Consider the following 25,812-nt stretch of genomic DNA (forward strand, 5'->3'; position numbering starts at 1 on the left):
TGCTCACGGTCATTTGAGTCAATTTGGCACCTCGTGTGGGTGCTCGGATGCAGATCGGGTTTATAACCGACGATATCGGGACGCCGTCAGCGGGTTCGCCGTCACGCCACTCGCCTATCTGTTTCCATATATTGCACCGGCTTTATCCGCTTTTGTGCAGTGTTAACCTGCGAAAACCCTTGGATTGGGTAATTCCTGCGCTTCTTCCGGAAATTTCTGACTTCGCTGATGATATTTCGTACAGCCGTAGTCGATCTTTCATGCAGAAGCGCGCATTTTCGCTGTCGTCACAAGGAGCCCGCGCCCATGCATGCCATCAGTTTCATTCAGGATCTGGCAGTCATCATGCTGGTCGCAGGCGTGGTGACAGTCGTCTTTCATCGGCTCAAGCAGCCCGTTGTCCTCGGTTACATCGTCGCCGGCTTCATCATCGGGCCGCATACCCCGCCGTTCGGCCTGATTCATGATGAAGACACCATCAAGACCCTCGCCGAACTCGGTGTGATTTTCCTGATGTTCTGTCTCGGACTGGAGTTCAGTCTGCGCAAGCTGTTCAAGGTCGGTGCGACAGCCTTCATCGCCGCTTTCCTCGAGATCATGCTGATGATCTGGATCGGCTACGAAATCGGCCAGTTCTTCGCGTGGAACACCATGGATTCACTGTTTCTGGGCGCGATCCTCGCCATTTCCTCGACCACGATCATCGTCAAGGCACTCAATGATCTGAAGATGAAAAACCAGCGTTTCGCGCAGCTGATTTTCGGTGTGCTGATCGTTGAGGACATTCTGGGTATCGGCATCATTGCGTTGCTGTCAGGCATCGCGGTCAGCGGTACGGTCAGCTCGGGCGAGGTGTTCTCCACCGTCGGCAAGCTTTCGCTGTTCATGATTGTGGCGCTGGTCATCGGCATTCTGGTGGTGCCACGACTCTTGGCGTATGTGGCGAAGTTCGAAAGCAACGAAATGCTGTTGGTCACGGTGCTGGGACTGTGTTTCGGTTTCTGCCTGCTCGTGGTCAAGCTTGAATACAGCATGGTGCTCGGGGCGTTCCTGATCGGCGCCATCATGGCCGAATCCAGGCAACTGGGAAAAATCGAGCATCTGGTCGAGCCGATTCGGGACATGTTCAGCGCGATCTTTTTCGTCGCCATCGGTTTGCTGATCGACCCGCAGATCCTGCTCGATTACGCCTGGCCGATCGCAGTCATCACGGTCGCGGTGGTGTTGGGCAAGATGCTGTCCTGCGGGCTCGGCGCATTTATCGCCGGTAACGATGGCAAAACCTCACTGCGCGTGGGGATGGGGCTGTCACAGATCGGCGAATTCTCTTTCATCATCGCCGCCCTGGGCATGACGCTCCAGGTCACCAGCGATTTCCTGTATCCGGTGGCGGTTGCAGTATCGGCGATCACAACTTTGCTCACGCCTTATCTGATCCGGTCCGCTGATCCGCTTTCCCACAAACTGGGCAGCATCGTGCCGACGAGAGTCGCCCGGGTTTTCGGCATGTACGGAGAGTGGCTGCGCAGCATCCAGCCACAGGGCGAGGGCGCGCTGCTGGCTTCGATGATCCGCAAAATCCTGCTGCAAGTCGGCGTGAATCTGGCACTGGTCGTGGCGATATTCTTCTGCGGGGCATTTTTTGCCGAGCGCATCGGCGAGTATTTCAGCGAGTGGGTCACCGAAATCGGACAGCAGAAAGCCTGGATCTGGGGAGCGTCATTGCTGCTGTCGTTGCCGTTTCTGATTGCGGCTTATCGCAAGCTCAAGGCGCTGTCGATGCTGCTGGCGGAGATGGGCGTGAAGCCCGAGATGGCTGGACGGCACACCGCACGGGTCAGGCGCGTGATCGCGGAGGTCATTCCACTGGTGTCGTTGCTGGTGATCTTCCTGCTGATCGCACTGCTGTCGGCGAGCATGCTGCCCACCAATGAATGGCTGCTGTTGATCGTAGTGGTGGCGGGGGTGGTGGCGGCCGTGTTGTGGCGCTGGTTCATCCGGGTGCACACGCGCATGCAGATCGCGCTGCTGGAAACACTGGGTAATCATCAGGAGCCTTCAGAGCGTTGAGCTCCGAAGGCTTGGCTGCTGCGGGACGGTTTCAGCTTTCGAGCCAGACGTCTCGCGCCCAGTGCCAGACCGATTCCCAGCTCTCTTCGGTGACGATTTCTTCCTCGCCCGACCACAGCACGACCGTGCCGTCTTCCTCGACGCAATAGTAATCTTCACCGTCCTGGCAGATCGGGATCAGCTCGCGCGGAACGCCGATGTCCCAGGCGTTCGCCGCCACATCCGGCAGATAGGTGTGCGATTGCGGGTCGGTGACGGTCACCGGCTCCAGGCTGCCGTACACCACGTCGCTGACGGTCAGGAGAAATTCTTTGAAGACAAAGGGGATGTTGATGAACAGCTGCTCTTCGATTTCGACGAGCTGATCTTCGTCCGGCAGTTCCAGCGGGACGGGAACTGGCTCATTGGCTTCACGGAGTTGTTCGATGACTTCTTCCACGACGTGGATCCTCTAACGATTTACGCGGGTTATACAGTAGCTCAAAGGCATCGCCAAATTAACCGCGGCCTCAGAAAAACAAAACCCCGAACAGTGTCGGGGTTCTGGATTAACCATGCCGCGAAGCGTTTCAGCCGTTCTGGCGGATACCGGCAACCAGCCAAGGCTGGTTCTCGCCCGGTGCGCGTTCCATGTTCCAGCTCTCGCTGAACACTTCACCCTGGTCGAAGCGGGAAGTTTTGGAGACACCCGAGAACGTCAGGGTCGCGATGGTCTTGTCAGCGCGATCATCCAGGCCGTCCAGCTGCACGGTCAGGTTGTCGATGTAGGTCGACTGGAAGCCGTCGCCCAGATCCGCACGTTCCTTTTTCAGGAACTGCAGCATTTGCGGGGTCACGAACTCGGCGATCTTGTCCATCTCGTTAGCATCCCAGTGCTGCTGCAGCGACTGGAAGTGCGTGCGAGCGGCTTCAAGGAAGCGTTCTTCGTTGAACCAGGCCGGCGCGTTGATCACAGGGCGAGCTGCCGCAGCAGGCGCAGCGCCACCGAAGATCGAAGTGTTCTGAGCCGGTTGCTCGAACGTTTCACGCTGGTAAGGCGCGCCAGCAGGTGCCATGTGCGGCTGTTGCTTGCGTCGACGTGCCGCAATGAAGCGGAAGATCACGAATGCGATGACCGCCATGATCAGGATGTCGAAGAATTGCATGCCCTGGAAACCACCGCCCATGAACATGGAGGCCAGCAGGCCACCGGCGGCGATACCGGCCAGTGGGCCCAGCCATTTGGAAGCACCGCCTGCAGCAGGCGCAGGACGACCGGCGGCATTAGGTGCGGCGGCAGGGGCAGAAGGAGCTGTCTGGCGCGCCTGGTGACTTGGCGCCGAGCCCATGCTCTTGCCACCACCGAAACGCGCGGCGTTGGCATCCAGGCTCATGGTGAGACCGATGACCAGCGCCAAAGCGATGCTTAGAAAACGTTGCATATTGGGAATTCCCGTTTGTGGATTGCACGCGCGCCATGTTGCACAGGACAAATGTGTCTGACCAGCAGCCATATGTTTCTGGCTTTTGCGTGGATCTCAACAGCGCCCGTACTACTTGGGTTGTGGGGCGATGGAGAAAGTTCTGTAGGAAAGATGGGGGCCCAATGTAGGAATGCAAGAGCGCAGGGGTTAAGGCTATTGGTTCTCCACCGTATGCAGCGGCCTCTTCCCGGCTAAAGCCGGTCCTACAACGCCGCGAGCTCTCCCCTTCCTGCTGAATCCGGCCCTACCGACGCTGCAAGCTTTTCTTCCCGGCTGAAGCCGGTCCTACAAACGCTGCGAGTTTTCCTTTTCCTGCTGAAGCCGGCCCTACAGACGCTGCGAGCTTTTCTTCCCGGCTAAAGCCGGTCCTACAGACGCTGCGAGCTTTTCGTAGGACCGGCTTTAGCCGGGAAGGCGTCGAGTGTTGCGACGTTGATCGACAGGGGCAGCCAGACAGTCTGCTCACACCTGCAACGTACCGGTCAGGATCAGACTGGTTCCAGCTTCGCGTAGCCCAGCATCAGCCATTTGCTGCCTTCGGCAAAATTCACCTGAACCCGGGCCTGTGCGCCTGAGCCCTCGAAATTGAGGATCACGCCCTCACCAAAAACCGCGTGCTGCACGCGCTGGCCCAGCGAGAACTGGCTTTGCGGGATACCTTCACCGTCGAACAGGCGGCTTGGCGCCATCGTTTTGGAGCCACCGAAAGGACGCGTCACGCTGTTAGAGAGACGCACTTCCTGAATCAGATTCGGTGGGACCTCACGTACGAATCGTGAAACCTTGTTGTAGGTTTCGCTGCCGTACAGGCGCCGGGTTTCGGCGTAGGTCAGCACCAGATGCTGCATCGCACGCGTGATGCCCACGTAGGCCAAGCGTCGCTCCTCCTCAAGACGACCCGGTTCTTCCAGGCTCATCTTGTGCGGGAACAGGCCTTCTTCCATGCCCACGAGGAACACGTACGGGAACTCAAGGCCTTTGGCGCTGTGCAGCGTCATCAGTTGAATGCTGTCTTCGTGCTCGTCCGCCTGCGTGTCGCCCGCTTCAAGCGACGCGTGACCGAGGAAAGCGGCTAATGGCGTCAGGTCTTCCTCTTCTTCGCTGTTTTCGAAGGCGCGGGCGGCGCTGACCAGTTCCTCAAGGTTTTCCACCCGTGCCTGGCCCTTCTCACCTTTTTCTTCCTGGTGATAGGTGATCAGCCCGGATTGCTCGATGACGGTCTGCGTCATCAAGTGCAGCGGCATCTCCATGACTTTGGCAGAAAGGTTTTCGATCAGCTCGATGAACGCGCCCAGCGCACTGGCGGCTCGTCCGGTGAGACCTTTGTTCGCAACCAGCTGACGCATGGCTTCCCACATCGAGACATCGGCGTGGCGGGCATGCTCGCGGATTGCCTCAACAGTTTTCTCGCCGATGCCACGGGCTGGCACGTTGATGACCCGTTCAAGCGCGGAGTCGTTGCCGCGCCCGTCGAGCAGGCGCAGGTAAGCCATGGCGTTCTTGATTTCGGCGCGTTCGAAGAATCGCTGACCGCCATAGATGCGGTACGGAATCCGCTCACGCAGCAAAGCCTCTTCCAGTACCCGCGACTGGGCGTTTGACCGATAGAGAATTGCGATATCGCTGCGCGACAGGCCTGTCTTGATGGCGCTTTCGATGGTTTCGACCACATAGCGTGCTTCATCGTGCTCGTTGAAGGCCGCGTACAGGCTGATCAATTCGCCGTCGCCGACATCGGTCCACAGCTCTTTGCCCAAGCGGCCGCTGTTATTGACGATCAGGCCGTTGGCCGCTTTGAGAATGCTCGCCGTGGAGCGGTAGTTCTGCTCCAGACGGATGACCTCGGTGTCCGGGAAGTCATCGGAATACTGATGAATGTTCTCGATCTTGGCGCCGCGCCAGCCATAAATCGACTGATCGTCATCGCCCACCACCATCAGGCTGTCGCCGCCCTTGGCCAGTAGACGCAGCCAGGCGTACTGCACGGCGTTGGTGTCCTGAAATTCGTCCACCAGCACGTGGCGGAAACGCCGCTGGTAGTGTTGCAGCAGGCCCGGATGGTCCCGCCACAAATCAAGCGCGCGCAGCAGCAGTTCGGAGAAGTCGATAACGCCGGCGCGCTGGCAGGCCGCTTCGTAGGCTTCGTAAATGCTGCGCATGGTTGCCAGGAACAGATCGCCACTGGCCTGAATGTGTTGTGGGCGAAGCCCTTCATCCTTCTGGCCGTTGATGAACCACTGCGCCTGACGCGCTGGCCAGCGCTGCTCATCCAGACCCAACTCGCGGATCACGCGTTTGACCAGACGCTGCTGATCATCGCTGTCGAGGATCTGGAAGCTCTGACTCAGTCCCGCTTCCTGCCAGTGCGCGCGCAACAGGCGATGCGCCAGACCGTGGAAGGTGCCGACCCACATTCCGGCCGGGTTGATACCCATTAACTGCTCGATGCGGTGGCGCATCTCGGCAGCGGCCTTGTTGGTGAACGTCACCGACAGGATCGAGTGCGGCGAGGCATTTTCGACCTGGATCAGCCAGGCGATACGGTGCACAAGCACGCGGGTTTTGCCGGAACCAGCGCCGGCCAGGACCAACTGACGACCCAGTGAGGCAGCTACGGCCTGACGTTGGGCATCGTTGAGGGAATTAAGCAGAAGGGAGAGATCATCGCGCATCGGCGCATTCTAGGGTGCCGGGGTGGAGTGGGCAAACTCTTACGCCGGTCGGTCGCAAAGTCAGGCCGTCACTCACACTGGAAGCGGTCTCAATCGCGGATTTGTCGCTCGAAAAAAAGGCGCGATGCGACCGTCCATACAATTTATTTTTCTGACTGTTTGGTCTCTTTGGTGGCTTGTGTATGCTCCGCTGACGCTCAAGGCCCTAATTATAAGAACTGCCATGATCTCCAGCTCCGAAGCCCCGGCCGACTCTGTGGCGACACGACGTGTCATCCGCAGACAGTTTGCTACTCAGCTTGCAGTCGAGCGCACACGCCTTCTTTACCAAGGGTCGCTGCTGCCGACTCTTTTCATGTTCATCAATGGTCTGCTGTGCGCCTGGTTGCTCTGGAGCCCGGAACGCTACGTGCTGGTCAGCGTCTGGATGGGCTGGCTGTCGGCGCTGATCTGTCTGCGGGTGTTGCAGGTGGCGGCGTTTCGCGCGGCTTCGCCGGAGCGTCAGGCACATCCGGTCTGGAAGCGCATGTTTCTGGCCGGCGCCTGCGTCAGCGGGCTTACGTTGTCGAGCGCGGCGCTGGCGCTGGTGCCTGTGGAAAACTTCATTCAGCAAGCGTGGGTGTTCGGCCTGATCGGCGCCGCGACGCTGTCTGCCAGCGTGGCATACGCTGTGAGCATCCCGGCGTTTCTGACCTTTGCCGTGCCTTGTCTGCTGCCTCCGATCATCTATCTGTTCTGGGGCGCAGAGGTACCGATGCGGGGCTGGGGCTGGCTGGGCCTTATCCTTCTGCTGGCGCTCATCGTCGTGGCCATTCAGGTCAACAGGCTGATTCAGCGCGGCCTCATCCGCCGTTTCCAAAACCTGGCGCTGATCGAGCACCTGCAGCAGGCACAGGCGAAAAGTGATGAGCTCAATCGCGAGCTGGCGCGACAGTACGAAGAGCGCACGCGATTTCTCACGCACTACGATGAACTCACCGGGTTGGCCAATCGCGCGCTGTTCAACGAGCGTCTGCGCGAGGCTAACCAGCGTGTGCGGCAGGGCGGTAAAAACCTGGCTCTGCTGCACATCAATCTTGATCGCTTCAAATTGCTCAACGACAGCCTGGGTCATGACATCGCCGATCAACTACTGCGCCTGGTCGCTCGCCGCTTGAGCGCGGAGTTGGCTGGCGCCGACACCGTCGCCCGGCTGTCTGCCGATGAATTCGCGGTGATCCTCGACAGCCACGCAAACCTGACCACGCTGGCGCGGCTGACCACACGACTGCTCAGCAAAATGCGCTCGCCGATCACGGTTTCCGGACATGATCTGGTGATCAGTGCGTCGATCGGGATCGCGCTGCTGCCTGACTCGGCACGTGACCTGGCGGCTTTGGTCAGTCAGGCGAATATGGCGATGCAATACGCCAAGCACCTGGGTGGCAACAACGTCCAGTTCTACACGGAAAGTCTTCAGGCGCGCACGCTTGAGCGTTTGCAACTGGAAATTCAGCTGCGTCGCGCGATCGAAGACGGCCAGCTCGAAGTGTTCTATCAGCCCAAGCTGGAACTGATCACTGGGCGAATGAACTCGGCTGAGGCTTTGGTGCGCTGGCGCCATCCTGCGCGCGGTATGGTGCCGCCCGGAGAGTTCATCGGGTTGGCGGAAGAAACAGGACTGATCGCCGATATCGGCGAATTCGTGCTGCGTCAGGCTTGTCGCCAGGCGTGTGAGTGGGTGCGTGACGGAATTGCGCCGATCCGGGTGTCGGTCAATCTTTCCGTGCATCAGTTGCGGCAGGGCAAGCTCGTCAGCCTTGTGCGTCAGGTGCTGGACGAAACCGGGCTGCTGCCCGAATACCTGGAGCTTGAGCTGACCGAGAGTCAGTTGCTCGACAGCGTCGAGCACATCATCACGACCTTCCAACAGTTGCGTGAGCTGGGCGTAAAACTTGCGATCGACGATTTCGGCACGGGTTATTCATCGCTGAGTTACCTCAAGCGTTTCCCGGTCGATTACGTGAAGATCGATCAGTCATTCATTCGCGGCCTGGGCGAGGGCACGGAAGACGCGGCGATCACCCGGGCAATCATCGCGATGGCACATAGTCTGGAGCTCAAAGTAGTGGCCGAGGGCGTAGAGGACTGCACCCAGCTGGACTTCCTGAAGTCCCACGGCTGCGATGAAGTGCAGGGTTATCTGATCAGTCGTCCTGTCGAAGCGGACGCGATGGGCGAGGTGTTGCGTAATCGGGTGGGCGAGGCCTGGAGTCCCGTGTAAAAAGTCCTACACTGCAAGGCGACCTGTCATTCAGGTGTGATCGGTTGCCAACGGCGAGCTCGTTTAGCTGTGCGGTTTGCAGGTCATGTAGTATAACTACAAAAAAGCTACAGCCCGGCCCATCCTTCTATTGAGTCCTGTCCTTTGAATCTGTTGCAGCACATCGCCCAGTCACGCCATCTCTTACGCAAGTCGGAGCTGAAAGTAGCAGACCATGTGCTGCTCGATCCGGCGGCCGTGATGCACAGCTCCATGGCCGATCTGGCCCACAGCGTCGGCATCAGCGAGCCCACCATCGTGCGGTTTTGCCGCGCCATAGGTTGCACCGGTTTTCAGGATCTGAAACTCAAGCTGGCCCAGAGCCTGGCCGCAGGCGCGAGCTTCGGTCAGTTCGCGATCCATGAAGATGACTCGGTTGCCGACTACAGCCTGAAGATTTTCGACACCACGCTGCACACGCTGATGGAAGTGCGTGAAAAGCTCGATCCCCATGCGTTGCAGGCTGCCGTCACGGTCATGGCGGCAGCGCATCGCGTGGAGTTCTATGGATTCGGCGCGTCGGGCGCGGTCGCTGCCGACGCTCAGCACAAGTTTTTCCGATTGCTGCTGACGGCGGCTTCCTACTCTGATCCGCACATGCAGGCGATGTCCGCAGTGACGCTCAAACCGACCGACGTTGCCGTGTGTATCTCGCAGTCGGGTCGCTCGAAGGACCTGCTGATCACGGCCAATCTGGTGCGTGAGAGTGGCGCCAACCTGATCACCCTGTGCCCGAGTCAGACACCGTTGGCCGAATTGTCGACAGTCAACCTGGCAATCGATGTGCATGAGGACACCGAAATCTACACCCCGTTGACCTCACGCATTGCCCACCTGGTGGTCATCGATGTACTGGCGATGGGCGTTGCGATGGCGCGCGGCCCGAGTCTGGTCAATCATCTCAAGAGCGTGAAGCGCAGCTTGCGCAGCCTGCGGTTGTCGCCGAAGTCGATCAAGTCCGCTGAGGATTGAGCGACCTGTTCAGCAACGATTCTGTGGGAACGAGCTTGCTCACGAAGACGCAGAGGCGAGCGCTGAAGGTGTAAATTTTCAGGCATCTTCGCAAGCAAGGTCGTTCCCACAGGCTATGGATCAATTGGCCGGTCTTCAGCGTTCACCAACTTGTCACCCGCGCGCCACCTGATCGTCACGGCTCAGGGCCACTCTGTACTCCCGCACACGCAATGGGAGACAGGATATGCCTCGGCACTACGATGACTCGCAGCAGCACAGCACCTCCAGCGCCAAGACCCGCCGTCAGCAGGAAGACCAACGCCGCATGGCGTTTCGTCGCGCGATCGAAACCTACTCCGAAGAACGCCGCTTGAATCAGGAGCTCTCTGACTACCTCGATGCCGCGTCGGCCAATTTCTGGCAGAGCGCTAGCGTTTCGGAAGGTGGCCATCAAAGCGCGCGACCAACTCGCTGATCTGCGCCCGCTCGGTGCGAATGAACGCAAGGAATGCGTGAGCCACCGGCGACAACCGCTTCTCTCGTGCCTGGACCACGCACCAGCTCCGATACAGAGGCAACTCGGCCACTGGCAACTCTTTGAGCATGCCCGTGGCCAGTTCCAGGCTCAGCGCATGCCGGGTCAGCAGCGCAATACCCAATCCCGCCACCACACACTCACGCTGCGCCTCGGCTGAGGACACCTCCAGCGAGTGTTCAAAGTGGATGCGCTTCTCCTTGAAATACTCCTCGCACGCCTTTCGCGTCCCCGAACCCGATTCGCGGATAACCAGCGTGTGACCTTCCAGGTTCTTCAACGAAGGGTTGTCCAGCTGTGCCAGCGGATGATCGGGTCTTGCGACCGCAACGATCGGGTTGTTCAGAAAAGGCAGGAATTCCAGATTCATGTCCTGTGGGACCATCGACATCACCACTAAATCATCCCGGTTATCGGACAGCCGACGGATCACTTGCGCTCGGTTGACGACTGTCAGATTGAGCATGACTTCGGGATACTGGCGCTTAAAAGCGGCGAACAGGTGGGGAACGAAGTATTTTGCACTGGACTCGATCGCCAGCTTCAGTTGGCCCTGCAATGAGCCCTGCATGTCTGAAAGCTGCATGTCGAGGTTTTCCAGCCGGCCAAAAATGTCACGGCTTGCCGTCTGCAGCGCGTCAGCGGCCTCAGTCAGGTAGAGCTTTTTACCGACGTATTCGAAAAGCGGCTGGCCGATCAATTCTTCCAGCTGCCGAATCTGCAAGCTGACGGCAGGCTGCGTCAGCGACATTTCCTCGGCGGCGCGGCTGTAGGAGCGCAAATCGCAGACTTCATTAAAGATCCGCAATTGACGCAACGTCATACGCATCAATGACTTACGCATGATTCACTCCCTCCTGCATCCTCTCGAACAGGAACTATAAGGTTTTACTTATGTTTAACCCAATTTTTACTCATTTTTATTAATTGCTGATTGGTCTTAGGGTGACTTCATCGCAGCGACGCAATATGCAGTGACGGTTGTCGCCACGAAGTGACCGGTTTCCGGTCCGTCTGCTCATCGGTCGAGGAAATGCCAGTGATAACAAAAATCCTGATCGCCAACCGCGGAGAAATTGCTGTCCGGATCGTGCGCGCTTGCGCCGAAATGGGCATCCGCTCGGTGGCGATCTATTCCGACGCGGACCGCCACGCGCTTCATGTAAAGCGCGCGGATGAGGCTTACGGCATCGGCGCTGAGCCGCTGGAGGGCTATCTCAACCCGCGCAAGCTGGTGAATCTGGCTGTCGAAACCGGCTGTGATGCGCTGCACCCGGGGTATGGTTTTCTTTCGGAAAACGCCGAACTGGCGGAGATCTGCGCCGAACGCGGGATCAAGTTCATCGGCCCCTCCGCTGAAGTGATCCGCCGCATGGGTGACAAGACCGAAGCGCGCCGCAGCATGATTAAGGCTGGCGTACCGGTCACACCCGGCACCGAAGGCAATGTGGCGGACGTCGCCGAAGCGTTGGTCGAAGGGGACCGCATCGGTTACCCGGTGATGCTCAAGGCCACTTCTGGCGGCGGTGGGCGCGGTATTCGGCGCTGCAACAGCCGCGATGAGCTCGAGCAGGCGTTCCCCAGGGTCATTTCCGAGGCGACCAAGGCATTCGGCAAAGCGGAAGTCTTCCTCGAAAAATGCATCGTCAATCCCAAGCACATCGAGGCGCAGATTCTTGGCGACAGCTTCGGCAATGTCGTGCACCTGTTCGAGCGCGACTGCTCGATTCAGCGCCGCAACCAGAAGCTCATCGAAATCGCGCCAAGCCCGCAACTGACCCCGGAGCAGCGCGCCTATATCGGCGATCTGTCGGTGCGCGCAGCCAAGGCGGTGGGCTACGAGAACGCCGGCACCGTGGAGTTTCTGCTCGCCGAGGGCGAGGTGTACTTCATGGAGATGAACACCCGCGTGCAGGTTGAGCACACGATCACCGAAGAAATCACCGGGATCGACATCGTTCGCGAACAGATCCGTATCGCCTCGGGGCTTCCACTGTCGGTCAAGCAGGAAGACATCATTCATCGCGGCTTCGCGTTGCAGTTCCGCATCAACGCTGAGGACCCCAAGAACAACTTCCTGCCCAGCTTCGGCAAGATTACCCGTTACTACGCGCCCGGCGGACCTGGCGTGCGGACCGACACGGCGATTTACACCGGCTACACGATTCCGCCGTTCTACGACTCGATGTGCCTGAAGCTGATCGTCTGGGCGTTGACCTGGGAGGAGGCGATGGACCGTGGCTTGCGTGCGCTGGATGACATGCGCCTGCAAGGCGTGAAGACCACCGCCGCCTATTACCAGGAAATCCTGCGTAACCCGGAATTTCGCAGCGGCCAGTTCAATACCAGCTTCGTCGAAAGCCACCCTGAACTGACCAATTATTCGATCAAGCGCAAACCCGAAGAGCTGGCCCTGGCCATCGCTGCCGCCATTGCCGCCCATGCAGGCCTGTGAGGAACACGTAAATGTCCAAGAAGATCTTCGTTACTGACACCATCCTGCGCGACGCCCACCAATCGCTGCTGGCCACCCGCATGCGCACCGAGGACATGCTGCCGATCTGCGAGAAGCTCGACAAAGTCGGCTACTGGTCGCTGGAGGTCTGGGGCGGCGCGACATTCGATGCGTGCGTACGTTTTCTGAAGGAAGACCCTTGGGAGCGCCTGCGTCAGCTGCGCGCCGCGCTGCCGAATACACGCCTGCAGATGCTGCTGCGGGGTCAGAACCTTTTGGGATATCGCCATTACAGCGACGATGTGGTGAAGGCGTTCGTCGCCAAGGCTGCGGTCAACGGCATCGATGTGTTCCGCATCTTCGACGCCATGAACGACGTGCGTAACTTGCGCGTCGCCATTGAGGCGGTGAAAGCGGCCGGCAAGCACGCTCAAGGCACCATCGCTTACACGACAAGCCCGGTGCATACCATCGAGGCCTTCGTTGCGCAGGCCCGGCAGATGGAAGCCATGGGCTGCGACTCCGTCGCGATCAAGGACATGGCCGGTCTGCTGACCCCCTATGCCACAGGCGAGCTGGTCAAGGCGCTGAAAGCCGAGCAGTCGCTTCCGGTCTTCATTCACTCTCACGACACGGCCGGTCTGGCTGCGATGTGCCAGCTGAAGGCTGTAGAAAACGGCGCCGACCACATTGATACAGCGATCTCCAGCTTTGCGTGGGGCACCAGCCATCCAGGCACTGAGTCGATGGTCGCCGCTCTCAAGGGCAGCGAGTTCGACACGGGGCTGGACCTGGAACTGCTGCAGGAAATCGGTCTGTATTTCTACGCCGTGCGTAAGAAATATCATCAGTTCGAAAGCGAGTTCACCGCCGTCGACACGCGCGTGCAGGTCAATCAGGTGCCGGGCGGGATGATTTCCAACCTCGCCAACCAGCTAAAAGAACAGGGCGCACTCAACCGGATGGGCGAAGTGCTGGCTGAAATCCCGCGCGTGCGCAAAGACCTCGGCTATCCGCCTCTGGTGACGCCGACTTCGCAGATCGTCGGCACCCAGGCGTTCTTCAACGTGCTTGCGGGCGAGCGTTACAAGACCATCACCAATGAAGTGAAGCTTTACCTCACCGGCGGCTACGGCAAGGCGCCGGGTCAGGTGGACGAGAAGCTGCGTCGTCAGGCCATCGGTAATGAAGAGCTGATCGACGTCCGTCCAGCGGACCTGCTGAAACCGGAAATGACCAAGTTGCGCGGCGAAATCGGCGCGCTGGCAAAATCCGAGGAAGACGTGCTGACTTATGCCATGTTCCCGGACATTGGGCGCAAGTTCCTCGAAGAGCGCGCTGCGGGCACTTTGGCGCCAGAACCGCTGTTGCCGATCCCTGAGCCTGGCACAGTCGCCAAGGCGGGCGGCGAGGGCGTGCCGACCGAGTTCGTGATTGACGTTCACGGCGAAAGCTATCGCGTCGACATCACAGGGGTGGGCGTCAAGGCCGAAGGCAAGCGTCATTTCTACCTTTCCATCGATGGCATGCCGGAAGAAGTAGTGTTCGAGCCGCTCAACGAATTTGTCGGCGGTGGCATCGGCAAGCGTGCCCAGGCAAGCAAACCGGGCCATGTCAGCACCACCATGCCTGGCAACATCGTCGAGGTGCTGGTCAAGGAAGGCGACACCGTCAGAGCAGGTCAAGCGGTGTTGATCACCGAGGCAATGAAGATGGAAACCGAAGTGCAGGCGGCGGTTGCCGGCAAGGTCGTGGCGATCCATGTCGCGAAAGGCGATCGCGTGAATCCGGGCGAAATTCTGGTCGAGATCGAAGGCTGATTCGATGCTCGAAAAATGAACAGCCTCCTGCGTCTTGACGCAGGAGGCTGAGGTTTACCTCTGGGGGAGCACTCGTGGCTCCCCTTTTTTTGCCTGTCGAACAGGCTGACTGTCAGCGCGGCTTGTAGTGCTTCTGAAACACGTGCAGCACTTCCTTGAACGACATCTTCCCCTTGCCGATCTCCACCATCTGGTCTTCAGGCAAATAGCTGAATTTCACGTAGAGCATCTTGCCTTTGGCTTTGTCCGAATGACTCAGCCCATCAATGGCTTTCTTCAGGGCTTCGAGCTGCGCGGGAGCGCCAATGATGTTGGTCCAGTCCGGTGCGGGAATCAGGCTGCCGAGGAAGCCTGCGACGGCGGACAGCAGTTCGTTGGCCGGAAACACCCCAGAGAAGCGCTGATTGGGCGCGTACGGGCTGATGCCCATGTAGAGCTTGGGCAGGGTTTTGATCTGCGATTCCAGACCGCGATGCGGGTGGGCGAGCAGGAACTCGACGACTTGCACGGCGGTACCGACGATGACCAGAGACTGGACGCCGGCTCCCGTCTCGGAAAAAAGGTAGTGATTATTCGAACCGGCGACTGCTTTTTTCAGCTGCCCCCGGTCGATGATGATGCTTCCATACTTGCCCGATTTCAGAACGGGTTCAGGAACGCGCCATGGATTTTCAGGCGCTGCGGTTGCACGGAATTGATTGAGATCTTGCATGGGATTCTTCCTTGAATGAGTAGGGACGTTCACTTCCTGTGAACATCCTTACAGTAGGCCCCGAAGCGTCTCCGCGTGGCCATCCTGCACGATTTTCGGAATTGTCCGACCTGCGTGCGAGAACAGAGGCTACGCAGATCGCAACTGCGCGAGCGTGTTGATCTGCTCGCCATCCTTGAAGTTATCCACGTCCAGCCAAGCCTTGAACGCCTTGCCTAATGCCGGCCACTCGCTGTCGATGATCGAAAACCACGCCGTATTGCGGTTTGCCCCTTTGACCACCATGTGCTGACGGAATGTGCCCTCGAAGGTAAACCCGAACCGTTGCGCAGCCTTCATCGAGCGGGCGTTATCAGCGTTGCACTTCCATTCGAGCCTGCGGTTGCCGAGCGCGAACGACTCCTTGGCCAGCAGATAAATCGCCTCCGTGCCCTTGGGTGTGCGTTGCATGGACGCGCCGAATGTCACGTGACCGATCTCGATACGGCCCTGGGTGGGGACAATCGACATCAGGCTCAGAAAACCATCGATGGTCCCGGTTTCCTGATCGATCACGGTGTAGAACCACGGATCGGTAGAGCTCTGCAGTCCGGACAGGTAATCACCAAACGCGGCGCGCTCGGCAAACGGGCCCACAGCCAGGTAATCCCACAGTTTGGCGTCTGAGCCAGGGCCCTGCAGTGCTGCCCAGAGCCCGTCGCCATGGCGCGCAGCGTCGAGCTTTTCAAGACGAATGAAACGGCCGTTCAGTGTTCGTGCGTCCGGCAATTTTGCCGATTGCCAGTGTTCAAGATTCGACATATTCAAGATTCCCGGGCCTTACAACGGTTTGCGAAACTGGATGAAACCTGGACGCTCGGCGATGCGCTCGTAGAGCTGGATGGCGGTGGCATTGCTCTCATGAGTCAGCCAGTGAACCTTGTCGGCGCCCGCTGTCTTCGCGATCGCGTACACGTATTCGATCAGCTTGCGACCGACGCCAGTGCCACGCTGCTCCGGCACCACCAGCAGATCCTGCAGATAGCACGCGTTGTGAATGCTCCAGTTCGAGCGGTGATAAATGAAGTGAACCAGGCCGACCGCCTTGCCGTCCTGCCAGGCGAGCGCCGCGTTAGTCGGTTCGCTGTTGTCCAGAAACCGCTGCCAGGTGCTTTGCGTCACGGCATCGGCCAATTTGGTTTTGTAGAACGTCAGGTACGCCTCCCACAGCGGCAGCCAGGCGTGTTTATCGGCGGCCGTCACCGGGCGGATATGTAAATCAGACACTGGATTCTCCTTGGCTCATCAATCGAGCGATTTCCCGATCATCGGGGTCTTGGCTGCCGGCCAGCCCTTGGCTTACGCCAACGATGTCTTCAGGGCTGCGGTTTTGATTGAGTTTGCGCTTGCCCTCGAGCCGCTCGATGGGAATGGCAAAGCCAACGATGCCGTTGAGCATTTTCTGAATGTAGTCGGCAGGGGCGTCGCTGACCGCCCAGGGCTCGGACCGCACCGCCTCGTGCTTGTCCGTCAGGCCGGACACGATACGCAACAGGCGCTCGGGGTCAGAAAAAACCTCTGGCCGACCATACGCATGAATCGCCACGTAATTCCAGGTAGGCACCACTTTGCCGTGCTCGGCTTTGGCGGCGTAAAAGGACGGGCTGATGTAGGCGTCCGGCCCCTGAAAAATCAGCATCGCTTCGGCACCTGAAGCGAGGGCTTTCCACTGCGGGTTCGCTTTGGCGAGATGGCCGGACACCGTGCCGTTGGGTCCTTCAGCCGCATCCAGCAATACCGGGATATGGCTGGCCTGCAGCCCGGTTTCGTCGAACGTGACCAAGGTTGCCAGGCGCGCGTTGTCGATCTGCCGATGGAGGCTGGCGAGATCCTCGTCTTTAAAATAGTTGGGCGTGTACATGATATTTCCCTTGGCGACTGACCCAATCGTAGGCAGCCTATTGGTTCGATGTAAGAGCCATTAATGGTCGATTTCATAGAGCCAATGACATGCCTGATGTGACGCCGTCTCTCACGTTCGACTTTGCTGGCATTGAGCTGGACCGGCGCCATGGACTTAGCCGTCAGCTCTATCTGGCGCTGCGCCAGCGCATTCTCGATGGTCGCTTGGGCAGCGGCACGCGGCTGCCTGCGAGCCGTGACCTCGCCGCGTCCTTGTCGATTTCGCGTAACAGCGTGATGCGCGCTTACGATCAACTGTACGCCGAGGGTTTCATCCAGGGGCGCATCGGTGATGGGACGTACGTCGCCCTGCTGCAAAAATCGGCAGCTATCGGGTGGTCGTCGCTGAAACTATCCACAAAACTGTCCACAGGGTTATCACCAAGCTTATCAACAGGTTTATCCACAAAATCCGCAGAAATGGCTGGTGATTTATCCAGTGAAGTTATCCACAGTGCCTCCATGGAGCGGTTGAAAACCCATCATCTGACCGTCCCTAAAACCGGCCTTCCTTGCGCGTTCCGAGTCGGATTGCCTGCATTCGACCTGTTTCCGTTTGACGTTTGGGGCAAGCTGCACGCGGCTTTCTGGCGCAAACCCGGGCTGAATCACCTGGGTTACGGAGACCCGGCGGGTGAGTGGCGGCTTCGCGAATTGATCGCTGTTTATTTACGAACATCTCGTGACTTGCAGTGCTCCCCTGAACAAATTGTGATCACCAGTGGTGCGCAACAGGCAATTACCCTTTGTGCACAGTTGCTGTTGAACAACGGCGATGCCGTTGCGATCGAGAATCCGGGTTACCGGGCCGCCGGCCATGCATTTGCCATGGCGGGTGCAACGTTGCGTGGCATGCCGGTGGATGTCGACGGCATGCGAAGTCCCGATGTCGACGACCGCAGTTGCAGACTTGCCTACGTCACGCCGTCCCATCAGTATCCGCTGGGTGTGACCATGAGCCTGGCGCGGCGGCTGGAATTACTGGCGTGGGCTGAGCGCACACAGGGCTGGATCGTCGAAGACGACTATGACGGTGAATACCGCTACAGCGGTGCGCCTCTGACGCCGCTGGCCGCGCTGGATCGCAACGGTCGAGTGCTCTATGTCGGCACGTTCGGCAAAGTGGCCTTTCCGGCATTGCGTCTTGGGTATCTGGTGCTGCCGCGAAATCTGGTCAAGCCTTTCAGCCAGCGGCGCGCCGTGGACATGCGCCACTCTGAGGTCGGCACGCAGATGGTCATGGCCGAATTCATCGCTGCCGGCCACTTCCAGCGGCACATCCGCCGCATGCGTCGCGCTGCCCTGAATCGTCGTGATGCATTGCTGGCCGGATGGCCGCAGGACTTGCCTGGCTGCGGCCCGATGCCCAAGCCGTTGGCGGGCCTGCATGTGTCCGTGAAGGTCAACAGCATCGAGCGCGAGCGGGAACTGATCGCCAAGGCCCAGGGTGTGGGGGTCGAGGTGTCGGCGTTGAGCGATTATTGGTTGCCCGACTCAGAAACCCCTGTGGATAACCGCGCAGGATTAGTGCTGGGATTTGCGGCGGTGCCCGAGGCGGATATCGCTTCGGCGCTGGAAAGACTTCGCAATGTCTGGCGGGATTGAGGCCCAATTGTGCTTGGCGCATTGGCTGACCCGCGATTGGCATATCGCTTAAACCCCCGCATTGACGGGCGTATACTCGCGCCCATTGCAACTTTCCTTGAGATACGTCCATGAGTCTTCCTCTTTCTGCGACGCCGGAACGCAAGTTCGGCACGCCGTTGATTGCTTTCATTTTGCTCGTCGTGGGTGGGCTGTTCCTTCAGTCCGCCGTGGGTGGCAAGCAGGTCCTGTTGCTGATCGTCGGTGCGGCACTGGGCCTGACCCTGTACCACGCGGCATTCGGTTTCACCTCGGCGTGGCGGGTGTTCATCAACGAGCGGCGGGGCGCCGGTCTGCGGGCGCAGATGGTCATGCTCGCCATTGCTGTCGTGCTGTTCTTCCCGGCCTTGGGCGCGGGCACGTTATTCGGCAACCCGGTCACCGGACTGGTCGCGCCGGCCGGCGTGTCGGTGGTGTTCGGTGCGTTCATTTTCGGCATTGGCATGCAGATGGGCGGTGGCTGCGCGTCAGGCACGTTATTTACAGTGGGTGGCGGCAACGCCCGAATGCTGGTGACCTTGCTGTTCTTCATCATCGGCTCGGTCATCGCCACTCACCACGCTGACTGGTGGTTTTCGCTGCCGTCGTTTCCGGCGACTTCCATCGTCAAAACCTTCGGCGTGTTTCCTGCGCTGATCATGAGCCTGGCGCTGTTCGCGGTGATCGCCCTGATCACCGTGAAGCTTGAAAAGCAACGCCATGGCGAGCTGGAGGCTGCCGTCACCAGTGAGCACGTCGGGTTGCGCCGTTTCCTGCGCGGTCCCTGGCCGCTGGTATGGGGGGCGATTGCGCTGGCGTTGCTGAACTACGCCACCCTGGCACTGGCAGGGCGTCCGTGGGGCATCACGTCAGCCTTTGCCCTGTGGGGCGCGAAGGTCGCGAGCGCGATGGGTGTGGACGTCGGCAGCTGGGTGTTCTGGCAGATGCCGGCAAACGCCAAGGCTCTGGCCGCCCCTGTGTGGGAGGACATCACCACGGTCATGGATATCGGCATTATGTTGGGTGCGGCAGTGGCCGCAGGTCTTGCAGGACGTTTCTCGCCAAACCTGAAAATTCCGACCCGTTCATTGATCGCGGCGGTATTGGGCGGGTTGCTGCTCGGTTATGGCTCGCGTCTGGCGTACGGCTGCAACATTGGCGCGTACTTCAGTGGTATCGCATCCGGCAGCCTGCATGGCTGGCTGTGGCTGATCGCGGCATTTGCGGGCAACGCAGTGGGCGTGCGCATTCGCCCGTTCTTCTTTGAAGGCGAGCGTCGTCCGGTTGCGCTGACGGGCTGCTGATCTCAGTTCAAGGCGCCGACTGCAGGTGCGCACTTGCCCGCGATGGCGGTGTGTCGATGACGGGTTTACTGCCTGACACACCGCAAACGCGGGCGGGCGCGCCTCCGCAAAGGAGTCGCGTTAACCTTTCAACTGGTCTTTCGCTACTTTTGCGATGTTCTCGGCTGTAAACCCGAATTTCGCTTGCAGCTTGTCGATCGGGGCGGAAGCGCCGAAGGTGTTCATGACAATCTTCGCGCCGCTCTGGCCCACGTAACGATCCCAGCCCACAGGCCCAGCCTGTTCCACCACCACGCGTGCGGTAACGCTCGGCGGGAAGACGCTGTCGCGGTAGGACTTGTCCTGATCTTCGAACAATTCCCAGCTCGGCATCGACACGACGCGGGCGGCAATCCCTTCGGCCTTGAGCTTCTCGAACGCCTCGACAGTCATGCCAACCTCGCTGCCAGTGGCGATCAAAATCACCTCCACCTTGTCCTTCACGGCATCGGCCAATACATAAGCGCCTTTTGCGACGTTCTCAGCGCTGGCATATTTCGACCGATCAAGCGTTGGCATCGGCTGGCGCGACAGGATCAGGCTGCAAGGGCGGTGTGTCTGCGCCAGCGCGACTTTCCACGCTTCGGCGGTCTCATTGGCGTCACCCGGACGCAGCGTCACCAGACCCGGCGTGGAACGCAGTTGCGTAAGGTGCTCGATAGGCTGGTGAGTGGGACCGTCCTCTCCAACGCCGATTGAGTCGTGGGTAAACACGAAGACCACCGGCAGTTCCATGATCGACGCCAGGCGGATCGGCGGCTTCATGTAATCGCTGAACACCAGGAAAGTCGAGGTGTAGGGGCGGATGTAGGAGAGCGCCAGACCGTTCGCAATCGAACCCATGGCATGCTCGCGCACACCGAAGTGCAAGTTGCGGCCGCCATAGCTGCCTGCTTCGAAGCTGCCTGCACCCTCAAAGGTGAGATTGGTTTTGGTGGACGGAGAAAGGTCCGCCGATCCTCCGATCAGCCACGGAATCTGCTGGGCGAAACCGTTGAGAACTTTGCCGCCGGACGCACGTGTGGCCTGGCCTTTTGCATCCGCTTCAAAGCTGACCGCCGTGTTACGCCATCCCTCCGGCATCTCCCCGGCACGCATCCGCTGCAGTTCATCGGCCAGGGCCGGATCATCTTTCTCGAAGCGGGCGAAGGTATCCTGCCAGGCCTTGAAGTCGCCGCCGTTGCGCTCCAGCAGTGCGTCGCGCAACACGTGACGGGCTTCTTCAGGAACCAGAAAACTGCTGTTTTCATCCCAGCCGTAGGCTTTCTTGGTCAGCTTGATTTCGTCCTCGCCCAACGGTTCGCCATGGGCGGCAGCCGTGTTGTGCTTGTTCGGCGAACCATAGCCGATGACGCTGTCGACCACGATCAGCGTGGGTGCATCGTCGGTGCGCTGGAATGTCCTGATGGCCTCGGCCAGCGCCGCGGCATCGTTGGCGTCCTTCACGTGAAGGGTTTTCCAGCCGTAACCTTCGAAGCGTTTCTGCGCATCGTCGCTGTAGGCCAGTTCGGTGTGACCTTCGATGCTGATGGTGTTGTTGTCGTAGATCCAGCAAAGGTTGGAGAGCTTCAAATGCCCCGCGATCGAAGCCGCTTCTGCGGTTACGCCTTCCATCATGTCGCCGTCCCCGCACAGGACGTAAACGTTGTAATCGAACAGCGTAGCGCCCGGTTTGTTGAAGCGTTCGCCCAACCAGCGCTCGGCCATGGCCATGCCCACGCTGTTGGCGCAGCCCTGACCCAGCGGACCGGTGGTGGTCTCGACGCCGGTGGTCATGCGGTATTCAGGGTGGCCAGGCGTTTTGGAATCCAGTTGGCGGAACAGCTTGATGTCTTCGAGACTGACCGCAGGTTTGCCGGACGGCGTGCCGTGGGCATCGATCTCCACCACTCCGGCCAAGTGCAGCAAGGAATAAAGCAGCATCGAGGCATGCCCGACAGACAGTACAAAGCGATCGCGGTTTGGCCAGTCAGGATGTTCCGGGTGATAACGCAGGAAATCTTTCCACAGCGTGTAGCCTACTGGCGCCAAGGCCATCGGAGTGCCGGGGTGACCGGAGTTGGCCTTCTGCACAGCGTCCATCGCCAGGGTACGAATCGTATTGATGGTCAACTGGTCGCGTTCGGTGTGCGCTGTAGCAGGTCGTTCGGTGGAGTGAGAGGTGGCAGACGAGCTCATTAACTTTCTCCTCGTGACGTAGGGCTTGAACATCCAGATAGGTGTTGAGCCCGATGAGGCGAGGTTCGTTCCATGAATAATCTGTCAGCTGGACAGCGAACCAACCAGTCCATTTGTTCTCGAATCCTTGGGGTTTGTGCATGTTGCCGTCCCGTAATTCAGAACCGGTATCGGGGGTGGCTTTTGCAGGAAACGATCATCAGGAAGTATCGAGCCGTGATCAGGACTTTCACCTACATCGGTTGGTCACTGTTCTGGCTTCTGATCTGGGACGTCATCGTCACCGCTGATTTCATGCTGTACCTGGAACGCAAGATCACCTTGCCCTCCATGCCTTTGACCCTGCTGGGTTCGGCGCTTGTGGTGCTGACCAGTTTTCGCAACAGCAGCGCATATAACCGGTGGTGGGAGGCGCGTACGCTTTGGGGCGCGCTGGTCAATAATTCCCGCAGCTTCGCCCGGCAGGTGCTGACGCTGATCGACGATGAGGATGAACTCAATCCGGTCAAAGCCGTACTGCTACGCAGACATGTGGCTTACGTGGAATGTTTGTCTGCGCATCTGAAAGGCAGCGAATGCGGTGAAGACATCACGGCCATGATCCCGCGCGAAGAGTACGAGCGACGCAAGCGTACCAACAACTTTCCCAACGCGATCCTCAATGAGTCCGCTGCCATCATCACTGCCGAATACAAGGCCGGCCGGCTGGATAGCATTCGCCTGGAGCGGCTTGAAGCGACGCTCGTGGAAGTCTCCAACTGCCAGGGCGGCATGGAGCGTATCGCAAATACACCGCTGCCTTACCCGTACGTGACCTTTCCGCGATTGTTCATCACGTTGTTCTGCATCATCGTGCCCATCGGCCTGGTTGAGACCTTGGGCTGGTTCACGCCTTTGGCATCGACAGTCGTAGGATTCATGCTGCTGGCCATCGAGAAAATAGGCACGGATCTGCAAAGCCCGTTCAAGGCTTCCGAGCATGAGATCCAGATGAAAGCGCTGTGTGAAAACATCTCCGGCAACCTCAACTCCATGCTGCAGGACGCCATGGAAAAGCGATAAGCCGGGATTGCGAGACGACCGTTCAGATCTGCAGGCGCTGGCCTGCGGATCTGGACGCAGATAAGTCAGCAGCCCATGCGGACAGATACGCGATTGCGCTGCTGGTTGAAATCGTACTGCGAGCCTGCGGAAAGAATCGCGATCGGTACTGCGTCTGGTTTTGAGCGCTGACGCCGTTAGCGCAGTTCACCACAGACATCCAGCTCTACCAGCCGGCGGATTTCGTCTTTGGCCAGTCCCGCGCCGAGCAGCGCGTGCAGTTTGCCGAACGCGGCTTCGCGCGTCATGCCGCCGCCGGACAACACGCCCGCTCCGCGCAGACGACTGCCGGCTTCGTAGATGTCCAGCTCCACGCCACCTTCGTGACACTGGGTAATCGCGACCACCACGATGCCTTGACGATGCGCCCGTTGCAGGCTTTCGAGGAAGTCCGGATTGTCGCTTGGCCCTGTGCCGCTGCCGAAGCATTCCAGGACCAGACCCTCGATACCGCTGTCGATCAGCGCGTCCAGCTGAGCGGCACTCATGCCGGGAAACAGCGGCAGCACCGCGACGTTTGCCAGTGTTTTCGGCTGCCGGTAGTCCAGCGCTGCGGGCAGCGCGGACACTGCCTCGCCGCCCCGGGTGCGATTCAGTGCCGCGAAGGGATTGCGCCCAAAGCTGCGAATTTTCGCGCAGCGCGTGGGCTCAAGCACTTCGCCATGAAAGTACAGGTGTACGCCCGACGTCAGGCCTTTACCCAATGCTTGCAGCGCACCGTTGACGTTCTCCCACGCATCGCTGTCAGCGACGCCGGCAGGCAACATGGACCCGGTGAACACCACTGGCGCCGTCAGGCCCAACAGCTGAAAGCTCATGGCGGCCGCACTGTAGGCCAGCGTATCGGTGCCGTGCAGGATGAGCACGGCATCGCAGCCCTGAGCGTCGACCGCATCGACGACCGCCTCGCGCAGGCGTTGCCAGTAGGCAGGCGTCATGTTGGCGCTGTCGATCAGGGGCGACATTTCGCGAAACGTCCACTGCGGCACCGTAAGCCCAGGCAACGCCGCGAGCTGTCCGGCCATGCGGGACTCGAAGCCGGAGGCCGGCGCCAGGCCATTTTCGCTGGCCTGCATGCCGATCGTCCCGCCGGTGTAGAGCACCATGACCTGCCGGGCCGCCGTGTGATTTTCGCGATTCATGCCTGTCTCCCTGGACTGACTGTCAACAGATTAAGGTGTTTCAGTGGCCGGCTTGCCGCTCGCAGCCGCAGGCGTGGCGACCGATTGAGCGTGGCCGGGCTTGGGCCAGGCTTGCAAGTCCAGATCCAGATCCGGGAACTGACTGGAATCGAAGACCGGCGTATCGATGCCTGCCTTTCGCTGTGCGTCGTAGTCCTGCAGGATACGCAAACCGACTTTGAACAGCATTGCCAGGGCGATCAGGTTAACGAACGCAAGCAACGTCATCGTGATGTCGGCGAAGGCAAACACGGTTCCAAGGTCCTCGACCGCACCCCACAGGATCAGCGCCAGCACCAGCGCGCGATAACCAATCAGCGCCTTGCGGTTTTCACCGAGCAGGAATCGCAGGCTGTTTTCGCCCAGGTAATAGTTGTAGAGGATCGAGGTGAACACGAACAACGCCAGCGCCACGCTGATGAACAGCTTGCCCCAGTCACCGACAACGGCGGCAAGCGAGTTCTGCGTCAGCGCGATGCCGTCGCCCTCGAAGCCTGGCGTGTAAAAGCCCGACAGCAGGATCAGCAAAGCGGTGCAGGTGCAGATCACGAATGTATCGAGGAAGACGCTGAACGCCTGAACCACACCTTGCGCAACCGGATGCTGAACGTCAGCCACCGCTGCGACGTTAGGCGCGCTGCCCAGGCCTGCTTCGTTGGCGAATACGCCGCGCTTGACGCCCATGACGATAGCGCTGCCGATCAGTCCGCCGAACACTTCGTCCAGCCCGAATGCACTTTTGACGATGGTCATCAGCATCTGTGGGACGTGTTCGAACTGCACGCCGATGACATAGAGCGTCACGGCGATGTAGACCAGCGTCTTGATCGGAACCAGCAGATCGGCCACCGCCGCGATACGTTTGATACCGCCGATGAAAACCAGGCCCAGCAGCACCGCCAAGCCGATACCGGCATAGCCCGGGGAAATCTTGAACGCGTCATTGAGCGAGTGGGTGACGGCATGGGATTGCAGGCCATTGAAGGCGAAACCGAATGTCACCAGCAGCAGGACAGCCATGACCATGCCCAGCCAGCGTTTGCCCAGCCCGTGCTGGATGTAATACGAAGGACCGCCGCGATACTGGCCTTCTGCGTCGCAGCGTTTATACAGCTGGCCGAGGGAACATTCGAAGAAACTGCTGGCCATGCCGACCAGTGCCGTGACCCACATCCAGAACACTGCGCCAGGGCCGCCGAGGGTGACCGCAATGCCGACGCCGGCGATGTTGCCCGCGCCGACGCGCCCGGCCAGGCTGAGCATCAGGGCCTGAAACGAGCTCAGTTGCCCCGAGCTGCTGCGCAGGCTCTCGCGAAAGACCGCGAACATGTGGAAGAAGTGGCGTAACTGAACGAAGCGCGAGCGAATTGTGAAGTATCCACCGAGCCCGACAATGAGCACGATCAGCAGTTTTCCCGAGAGGAAGTCGTTGATGACTTCAAGCATTGAATGTTCCTCGCTT

The 25,812-nt window shown here is 59.5% G+C and carries 20 protein-coding genes; 9 read left to right on the forward strand and 11 right to left on the reverse strand.

The features are described 5' to 3' along the window. The first annotated feature begins 306 nt into the window (after positions 1-306). Positions 307-2,070: a cation:proton antiporter gene (locus QRN36_RS03720; RefSeq protein WP_285422862.1), complete on the forward strand. Its 1,764-nt coding sequence runs from the start codon at positions 307-309 to the stop codon at positions 2,068-2,070. Between the two features lie 31 nt (positions 2,071-2,101). On the opposite strand, the gene QRN36_RS03725 is transcribed toward QRN36_RS03720, so the two are convergent. The 3 genes from QRN36_RS03725 to uvrD form a co-directional block, all read right to left on the reverse strand. Further along, a complete protein-coding gene (locus tag QRN36_RS03725) occupies positions 2,102-2,509 on the reverse strand; it encodes an SMI1/KNR4 family protein (protein ID WP_093466402.1) in 408 nt (135 codons plus the stop codon). A gap of 130 nt (positions 2,510-2,639) precedes the next feature. Next, entirely contained in the window at positions 2,640-3,491 is an 852-nt protein-coding gene (locus QRN36_RS03730) for a Tim44 domain-containing protein (RefSeq protein ID WP_093466400.1), read from the reverse strand. A gap of 530 nt (positions 3,492-4,021) precedes the next feature. Further along, the gene (gene uvrD, locus QRN36_RS03735; protein ID WP_285422863.1) at positions 4,022-6,205 is read right to left on the reverse strand and encodes a DNA helicase II; all 2,184 of its coding nucleotides are present in this window, start codon (positions 6,203-6,205) and stop codon (positions 4,022-4,024) included. 427 nt (positions 6,206-6,632) lie between these two features. Between uvrD and QRN36_RS03740 the strand changes: the two genes are divergently transcribed. The 3 genes from QRN36_RS03740 to QRN36_RS03750 all read left to right on the forward strand — a co-directional run bounded on the left by QRN36_RS03740 (position 6,633) and on the right by QRN36_RS03750 (position 9,936). After that, positions 6,633-8,468: a putative bifunctional diguanylate cyclase/phosphodiesterase gene (locus tag QRN36_RS03740; protein ID WP_373568694.1), complete on the forward strand. Its 1,836-nt coding sequence runs from the start codon at positions 6,633-6,635 to the stop codon at positions 8,466-8,468. Positions 8,469-8,612: 144 nt separating this feature from the next. Then, positions 8,613-9,479: a transcriptional regulator HexR gene (hexR, locus tag QRN36_RS03745; protein WP_074754821.1), complete on the forward strand. Its 867-nt coding sequence runs from the start codon at positions 8,613-8,615 to the stop codon at positions 9,477-9,479. 226 nt (positions 9,480-9,705) lie between these two features. After that, positions 9,706-9,936 (forward strand): PA3496 family putative envelope integrity protein, encoded by a 231-nt coding sequence (locus tag QRN36_RS03750; RefSeq protein WP_285422865.1) that lies wholly within the window; start codon positions 9,706-9,708, stop codon positions 9,934-9,936. On the opposite strand, the gene QRN36_RS03755 is transcribed toward QRN36_RS03750, so the two are convergent. Beyond that, complete coding sequence (locus QRN36_RS03755; RefSeq protein ID WP_285422866.1) at positions 9,890-10,840, reverse strand: LysR family transcriptional regulator; 951 nt, start codon at positions 10,838-10,840, stop codon at positions 9,890-9,892. The two genes, QRN36_RS03750 and QRN36_RS03755, sit on opposite strands and share 47 nt — an antisense overlap. 195 nt (positions 10,841-11,035) lie before the next feature. Here QRN36_RS03755 and QRN36_RS03760 point away from each other — a divergent pair, with 195 nt between their 5' ends. Continuing rightward, a complete protein-coding gene (locus tag QRN36_RS03760; protein ID WP_285422867.1) occupies positions 11,036-12,451 on the forward strand; it encodes an acetyl-CoA carboxylase biotin carboxylase subunit in 1,416 nt (471 codons plus the stop codon). A gap of 11 nt (positions 12,452-12,462) precedes the next feature. After that, the gene (gene oadA, locus QRN36_RS03765; protein ID WP_285422868.1) at positions 12,463-14,271 is read left to right on the forward strand and encodes a sodium-extruding oxaloacetate decarboxylase subunit alpha; all 1,809 of its coding nucleotides are present in this window, start codon (positions 12,463-12,465) and stop codon (positions 14,269-14,271) included. 112 nt (positions 14,272-14,383) lie between these two features. Here the strand turns inward: oadA and QRN36_RS03770 are convergent, their stop codons facing one another. The 4 genes from QRN36_RS03770 to QRN36_RS03785 form a co-directional block, all read right to left on the reverse strand. Beyond that, complete coding sequence (locus tag QRN36_RS03770; protein ID WP_285422869.1) at positions 14,384-14,983, reverse strand: hypothetical protein; 600 nt, start codon at positions 14,981-14,983, stop codon at positions 14,384-14,386. 129 nt (positions 14,984-15,112) lie between these two features. Beyond that, complete coding sequence (locus QRN36_RS03775; protein ID WP_285422870.1) at positions 15,113-15,784, reverse strand: GNAT family N-acetyltransferase; 672 nt, start codon at positions 15,782-15,784, stop codon at positions 15,113-15,115. Between the two features lie 18 nt (positions 15,785-15,802). Next, positions 15,803-16,249, reverse strand: a complete 447-nt coding sequence (locus QRN36_RS03780; RefSeq protein WP_285422871.1) for a GNAT family N-acetyltransferase — start codon at positions 16,247-16,249, stop codon at positions 15,803-15,805. After that, the gene (locus QRN36_RS03785) at positions 16,242-16,883 is read right to left on the reverse strand and encodes an FMN-binding negative transcriptional regulator (protein ID WP_285422872.1); all 642 of its coding nucleotides are present in this window, start codon (positions 16,881-16,883) and stop codon (positions 16,242-16,244) included. Before QRN36_RS03785 ends, QRN36_RS03780 begins: the two co-directional genes overlap by 8 nt. Before the next feature lie 89 nt (positions 16,884-16,972). Between QRN36_RS03785 and QRN36_RS03790 the strand changes: the two genes are divergently transcribed. Next, positions 16,973-18,529: a PLP-dependent aminotransferase family protein gene (locus QRN36_RS03790; RefSeq protein WP_285422873.1), complete on the forward strand. Its 1,557-nt coding sequence runs from the start codon at positions 16,973-16,975 to the stop codon at positions 18,527-18,529. Between the two features lie 110 nt (positions 18,530-18,639). After that, positions 18,640-19,851 (forward strand): YeeE/YedE family protein, encoded by a 1,212-nt coding sequence (locus tag QRN36_RS03795; protein WP_285422874.1) that lies wholly within the window; start codon positions 18,640-18,642, stop codon positions 19,849-19,851. Positions 19,852-19,971: 120 nt separating this feature from the next. Here the strand turns inward: QRN36_RS03795 and tkt are convergent, their stop codons facing one another. Then, positions 19,972-22,068: a transketolase gene (gene tkt / locus QRN36_RS03800; RefSeq protein WP_285422875.1), complete on the reverse strand. Its 2,097-nt coding sequence runs from the start codon at positions 22,066-22,068 to the stop codon at positions 19,972-19,974. Between the two features lie 183 nt (positions 22,069-22,251). On the opposite strand from tkt, the gene QRN36_RS03805 reads away from it, so the two are divergent. Continuing rightward, on the forward strand, positions 22,252-23,130 hold the full coding sequence (locus tag QRN36_RS03805) for a bestrophin family protein (RefSeq protein ID WP_285422876.1): 879 nt from the start codon (positions 22,252-22,254) through the stop codon (positions 23,128-23,130). Positions 23,131-23,306: 176 nt separating this feature from the next. Here the strand turns inward: QRN36_RS03805 and QRN36_RS03810 are convergent, their stop codons facing one another. Both QRN36_RS03810 and QRN36_RS03815 read right to left on the reverse strand, forming a co-directional pair. Further along, positions 23,307-24,311 (reverse strand): asparaginase, encoded by a 1,005-nt coding sequence (locus QRN36_RS03810; RefSeq protein ID WP_285422877.1) that lies wholly within the window; start codon positions 24,309-24,311, stop codon positions 23,307-23,309. Between the two features lie 30 nt (positions 24,312-24,341). Next, positions 24,342-25,796 carry a sodium:alanine symporter family protein gene (locus QRN36_RS03815; protein ID WP_285422878.1) on the reverse strand — a complete coding sequence of 485 codons (1,455 nt, stop codon included), beginning with the start codon at positions 25,794-25,796 and terminating at the stop codon, positions 24,342-24,344. Between the last annotated feature and the right edge of the window lie 16 nt (positions 25,797-25,812).

Origin of the sequence: Pseudomonas sp. efr-133-TYG-103a, from assembly GCF_030209235.1 — a bacterium.
Lineage (GTDB): Bacteria > Pseudomonadota > Gammaproteobacteria > Pseudomonadales > Pseudomonadaceae > Aquipseudomonas.